This is a genomic window from Pseudonocardia pini (assembly GCF_013870575.1).
Classification (GTDB): Bacteria; Actinomycetota; Actinomycetes; order Mycobacteriales; family Pseudonocardiaceae; genus Pseudonocardia; species Pseudonocardia pini.
This window is the reverse complement of the sequence record NZ_JACBXB010000472.1, coordinates 1-4,356: the sequence shown is the minus strand read 5'-3', so window position 1 is coordinate 4,356 and position 4,356 is coordinate 1. Positions and strand designations below refer to the sequence as shown.

Genomic DNA, 4,356 nt, shown 5'->3' with positions numbered 1-4,356 from the left:
GGACCGGATCCTGCGCGACGCCGCGGAGGGCCGGATCCGCCCCATCGTCGGCCGCAGCTTCCCCCTCGCCAAAGCCGCCGACGCCCACAGCGCCCTGGAGAACCGCGACATCGTCGGCAAAGCGGTCCTGACCCCCTGATCCCCGACCGATGTCCGACTCGCGCGTCGGAACCGGGGGACTCGCGCCCGCGAGTCCCCCGGTTCAGACGCGCGAGTCCCCCGGTTCAGACGCGCGAGTCCCCCGGTTTCGACGCGCGAGTCGGACTTCTCGCCGCGGGCGGTCAGGCGGTGCGGGTGTGGGGGGCGGCGGGGAGGTCGGCGTAGGTCGTGGGCCATGCACCCTCGGCCAGCACCGCGTCCACCGTCGTCAGCACCGCCGTCACGCGACCCGGGCGCCGGAGGTCCTTGGCGCGCACCCCGATCCGCACCGCGCCCGCTCGCCGGGCAACGCGCACCGCCTCGGTGTGCAGCAACCTCCGCCGCCACGACTCGGCACGCTTGCGGGCCTCACCGTCGACCGCGGCGTCGAGCCGGAAGCCGAGGGCGCGGGCCCGGAGGACGACGTCGTCGTCGAAGAGGTGGACGCCCTGCTCGTCGAGGCACATCCGGAAGCCCTGCTCGCGCACCGCCTCGACGGTGCCCGGCGAGGCGAGCCAGCGGGGCGCGGCGAAGACGTCCGTGGCCAGGCCGAGCCCGGTCAGAGCCCGTCGGGCGGCGGTCAGCCGCAGCCCGGCCTCGTGCCGCGGCAACGCGGAGAACTCGCCCTTGCGCCCCACGCCGCCGCGCAACGCCGGATCTGCGGTGTGGTCGTAGCCGTGCAGCGCGATCGCCTCCCCGCGGCCCTGGACCCACTCCAGCAGCTCGGCCGACGGCGGGCCGTTCGGCGAGGCGGGCTGGACCAGATGCGTCAGCGGTACGCCACGGGCGTCCAGGTCTGCGGCGAGCGTGCGGGCGACCTCGAGGACACCCTCGCGGGCGTCGGTGAGCCCGGAGAGCGAGACCAGCAGTCGAGCGGGCATGCCATGAGGGAACGCTGCGGAGATGAATCGCGGGCGACCACCGTCGGTCTGCAGGCGGCAGGGCCGCGGAACAGGCGGCCACCCCGAAGTGTCCGAGACCCGCGGCAGCAGTGTCCGACTCGCGCGTCGAAACCGGGGGACTCGCGGGTCAGGGCCAGGGGGTGCCGGTGATGCGCTCGTAGACCTCCGCGTACCTCGCCCGGACGGCCTCCACGACCTCCGGGGGGACCTCAGGTCCCGGCGGGGTCTTGTCCCAGCCCGTCGAGAGCGCCCATTCGCGGGCGTACTGCTTGTCGAAGCTGTACTGCGGGCGGCCGGGTTCCCACTGGTCCGCGGGCCAGAACCGGGAGGAGTCCGGGGTGAGCACCTCGTCACCCAGCACGATCTCGCCGGACGCGTCCCGCCCGAACTCCAGCTTGGTGTCCGCGAGCAGGATCCCGTTCTTCTCCGTGATCTCCGCGCCCAGCCGGTAGACCTCGAGGGTGAGCTCCCGGATCCGGGTGGCGGTGTCGACCCCGACGAGCGAGGTGACCTCGTCGAACGAGATCGCCTCGTCGTGCTGCCCGGCGGGCGCCTTGCTCGACGGCGTGAAGATCGGCTCGGGCAGCCGGGAACCGTCCTCCAGCCCCGGTGGCAGGGCGACCCCGGACACCGTGCCGGTCTCGCGGTACTCCTTCAGCCCGCCGCCCGTCAGGTACCCGCGGGCCACGCACTCGACGGGCAGCATCTCCAGGCGACGGCACCGCACCGCGCGTCCGGCGAACTCCTCCGGGACGTCCGTGGAGCTCAGCACGTGGTGCGGGACCAGCGAGGCGACCTTGTCGAACCACCACAGCGACAGCGCGGTGAGGATCTTCCCCTTGTCCGGCACGGGTGTGGGGAGGACGACGTCGAACACCGACAGCCGGTCCGACGCCACCAGGACGATGTCGCCGCGGTCGGAGTAGATGTCTCGGACCTTGCCCGAGTGCAGCAGCTTCACAGGATCGCCCCGGGCGTGTAGCCGGCGGCCTCGGGATGCGCGTCGGTGATCTCGGCGACCACCCGGACCACCTCGGCGACCTGCGCGGTCGCGGCGCCGGTGAAGGACAGCGGGTCCTTGAGGAGACCGTCGAGCAGGCCGGTGGGCAGGCCCAGGCGCGAGTCGTTCTGCAGGCGCGCGACCAGGTCGTTCTCCAGCTGGCCCTGCTCCCGCATCGCGAGCGCGACGCCGACCGCGTGCTCCTTGATCACCTCGTGCGCGGTCTCCCGGCCGACCCCGGCCCGCACGGCCGCCATCAGCACCTTCGTGGTGGCGAGGAACGGCAGGTACCGGTCCAGCTCACGGGCGATGACGGCCGGGTAGGCGCCGAACTCGTCGAGCACCGTCAACGCCGTCTCGAACAGGCCGTCGAGGGCGAAGAAGGCGTCCGGCAGCGCGACGCGGCGGACGACGGAGCAGAACACGTCGCCCTCGTTCCACTGCGCGCCCGCGAGCTCGGCGGCCATGGCCGCGTTCCCCCGCAGCACCACCTGCAGTCCGTTGATCCGCTCCGCGGAGCGGGTGTTCATCTTGTGCGGCATGGCGCTCGACCCGACCTGGCCGGGCTTGAAGCCCTCGGTGGCCAGCTCCTGCCCCGCCATCAGCCGGATCGTGGTGGCGAGCGACGACGGCGCCGCCCCGAGCTGGACCAGCAGCGACGTGACCTCGTGGTCGAGCGACCGCGGGTACACCTGGCCGACGCTCGTGAACACCCCGCCGAACCCGAGGTGCGCGGCCACCCGGGACTCCAGGGAGGCGAGCTTCGCCGAGTCACCGTCGAGCAGGTCCAGCATGTCCTGCGCCGTCCCGACCGGGCCCTTGATCCCGCGCAGCGGGTAGCGCGCCCGCAGGTCCTCCAGCCGTCGGAACGCGACGAGCAGCTCGTCGGCCGCCGAGGCGAAGCGCTTGCCGAGCGTGGTGGCCTGGGCGGCGACGTTGTGCGAGCGCCCGGCCATCACCAGGTCCGAGTACTCGGAGGCGCGCCGCGCGAGCCGCGCGAGGATCGCGATCGTCCGGTCCCGGACCAGCTCCAGCGACAGCCGCATCTGCAGCTGCTCGACGTTCTCGGTGAGGTCTCGGCTGGTCAGGCCCTTGTGGACGTGCTCGTGGCCGGCGAGGGCGTTGAACTCCTCGATCCGCGCCTTCACGTCGTGCCGGGTGACGCGCTCGCGCTCGGCGATCGACGCCAGGTCCACCTGCTCGACGACCCGTTCGTAGTCCGCGATCGCCTCCGCCGGGACCTCCACGCCGAGATCGCGCTGCGCCTTGAGCACGGCGATCCACAGCTGCCGTTCGAGCACGATCTTGCGCTCGGGAGACCACAGCTCGACGAGCTCCGGGCTGGCGTAGCGGGCGGCGAGGACGTTGGGGATCACGTGCACGGATGGTATGCGCTCACCCCTCGTGAGCGGCAATCACCGCTATGGCGACTATTCGCACTCACAGAGATCGGAGCAGGGCCGCGCGTGCGGTCCCGCGGGGATCGGGGTGCGCCTCGATGAGCGCGGAGATCACCGCGCCGTCGACCACCTCGACGACCCGACGCAGGCCGTCCGCGTCGAGCCGGTGGCCCGCCCTGGCCAGGGCCTCGGCCAGCAGCCCGTCCAGCTCCACGCGGAGCTTGCGCATCAACGGGGCCAGATAGGGCCTGCGGCCTGCGCCGACGAGCTGCTCGTACCGCAGGAGGACCGCGTCGAGGCCACCCTCGCGGGACCCGTGGCCCAGCAGCTGGTCGAGCACCACGTCGAGGGGCTCGTCCGCGGAGTCCAGCGCGGCCCGCCCGGCGGCGAGGTCCTGCCTGCTGGTGTGCTCGACGGCGGCGGTGACGAGGTCGTCGAGCGAGTCGAAGTAGTACGTCGTGGAGGCGAGCGGGAGCCCCGCCCGCTCGGCGACCGCGCGGTGCCGGATCGCGTCGAACCCGCCCTCGCGCAGCAGCTCACCGGCGGCCTCGGTCAACGCCTGCCGCCGCCGCTCCCCCTTCTCGGTCGCCATCCCCCCAGTCTGCCCAATGAGCGAACGGCACTCTCGCTCACTAGGACTGAGCGAGAGTGCCGTTCGCTCACCTACAGCAGGGGGGCCAGGGTCGTGGCGATCTGCTCCACCCGGTCGCCGAACGGGACGCCGCCGGAGTCCGCCTCCGCGCGAGAGGTCACCGTGACCAGCCCGCCCGACGCCGTGGTGACCTCCGTCATCGACCAGCCCACGGCGCCCGTGGTCTGGACCGGCTCCTCCCCCGGCGGGGTGTAGACCACCGAGAACAGACCGGTCAGCGGGCCGTCGGCGACCTCGAGGTTCACCTCGCGCCCGCCGCCGGAC

6 protein-coding genes are annotated in these 4,356 nt (G+C 73.0%); 1 reads left to right on the top strand and 5 read right to left on the bottom strand.

All coding sequences use genetic code 11. The annotated features are described in order from the left end of the window. Positions 1 to 7: 7 nt before the first annotated feature. The gene (locus H5J29_RS22590; protein ID WP_312858361.1) at positions 8 to 139 is read left to right on the top strand and encodes a zinc-binding dehydrogenase; all 132 of its coding nucleotides are present in this window, start codon (positions 8 to 10) and stop codon (positions 137 to 139) included. Between the two features lie 142 nt (positions 140 to 281). On the opposite strand, the gene H5J29_RS22585 is transcribed toward H5J29_RS22590, so the two are convergent. The 5 genes from H5J29_RS22585 to H5J29_RS22565 all read right to left on the bottom strand — a co-directional run. Then, entirely contained in the window at positions 282 to 1,019 is a 738-nt protein-coding gene (locus tag H5J29_RS22585) for a DUF2334 domain-containing protein (RefSeq protein WP_181783045.1), read from the bottom strand. A 148-nt stretch (positions 1,020 to 1,167) separates the two neighbouring features. Continuing rightward, a complete protein-coding gene (locus H5J29_RS22580) occupies positions 1,168 to 2,001 on the bottom strand; it encodes a phosphoribosylaminoimidazolesuccinocarboxamide synthase (RefSeq protein WP_181783044.1) in 834 nt (277 codons plus the stop codon). Beyond that, positions 1,998 to 3,416: an adenylosuccinate lyase gene (gene purB, locus H5J29_RS22575; protein ID WP_181783043.1), complete on the bottom strand. Its 1,419-nt coding sequence runs from the start codon at positions 3,414 to 3,416 to the stop codon at positions 1,998 to 2,000. The genes H5J29_RS22580 and purB overlap by 4 nt, the downstream gene beginning before the upstream one ends. Before the next feature lie 64 nt (positions 3,417 to 3,480). Then, complete coding sequence (locus tag H5J29_RS22570; protein ID WP_181783042.1) at positions 3,481 to 4,032, bottom strand: TetR/AcrR family transcriptional regulator; 552 nt, start codon at positions 4,030 to 4,032, stop codon at positions 3,481 to 3,483. 71 nt (positions 4,033 to 4,103) lie between these two features. Continuing rightward, the coding region (locus tag H5J29_RS22565) for a hypothetical protein (protein WP_181783041.1) at positions 4,104 to 4,356 on the bottom strand (253 nt) is incomplete at its 5' end.